The 1,194-nt window shown below is 54.9% G+C and carries 1 rRNA gene; it reads left to right on the forward strand.

The window, feature by feature from the left end:
* Positions 1-1,194, forward strand: a 23S ribosomal RNA gene (locus GFD32_RS13175); the annotation flags it as partial.

A 1,194-nucleotide genomic window follows, 5' to 3' on the forward strand; every position in this document is an offset into this window, starting at 1 on the left:
TTTGGATGACTTGTGGATCGGAGTGAAAGGCTAATCAAGCCCGGAGATAGCTGGTTCTCCTCGAAAGCTATTTAGGTAGCGCCTCACGTATCACCGCCGGGGGTAGAGCACTGTTTCGGCTAGGGGGCCATCCCGGCTTACCAACCCGAGGCAAACTCCGAATACCGGTGAGTGCAAGCGTGGGAGACACACAGCGGGTGCTAACGTCCGTTGTGAAAAGGGAAACAACCCAGACCGTCAGCTAAGGTCCCGAAATCCTGGTTAAGTGGGAAACGATGTGGGAAGGCTTAGACAGCTAGGAGGTTGGCTTAGAAGCAGCCATCCTTTAAAGAAAGCGTAATAGCTCACTAGTCGAGTCGGCCTGCGCGGAAGATGTAACGGGGCTCAAACCAGGTACCGAAGCTACGGGTTCATCCTCTGGATGAGCGGTAGAGGAGCGTCGTGTACGCCGATGAAGGTGAGTCGAAAGGCTTGCTGGAGGTATCACGAGTGCGAATGCTGACATGAGTAACGATAAGGGGAGTGAAAAACTCCCCCGCCGGAAGACCAAGGGTTTCTGTTCGACGCTAATCGGAGCAGAGTGAGTCGGCCCCTAAGGCGAGGCCGAAAGGCGTAGTCGATGGAAAACGGGTCAATATTCCCGTACCTCACTGTATTGCGATGGGGGGACGAAGAAGGCTAGGTGAGCCAGGCGTTGGTTGTCCTGGTGAAAGTCAGTAGGCTGGGGAATCAGGCAAATCCGGTTCCCTAAGGCCGAGAGACGAGACGAACAGACTACGGTCTGGAAGTCATTGATGCCACGCTTCCAGGAAAAGCCTCTAAGCTTCAGATACAGTGGGACCGTACCCCAAACCGACACAGGTGGTCAGGGTGAGAATCCCAAGGCGCTTGAGAGAACTCGGGTGAAGGAACTAGGCAAAATGGTGCCGTAACTTCGGGAGAAGGCACGCCGCGTTAGTGTGAAGGTCCTCGCGACCGGAGCATGAGGCGGTCGAAGATACCAGGTGGCTGCAACTGTTTATTAAAAACACAGTACTCTGCAAACGCGTAAGCGGACGTATAGGGTATGACGCCTGCCCGGTGCCGGAAGGTTAAGTGATGGCGTTAGCTCCGGCGAAGCGCTTGATCGAAGCCCCGGTAAACGGCGGCCGTAACTATAACGGTCCTAAGGTAGCGAAATTCCTTGTCGGGTAA

Origin of the sequence: Halomonas faecis (assembly GCF_010993975.1) — a bacterium.
Classification (GTDB): domain Bacteria; phylum Pseudomonadota; class Gammaproteobacteria; order Pseudomonadales; family Halomonadaceae; genus Halomonas; species Halomonas faecis.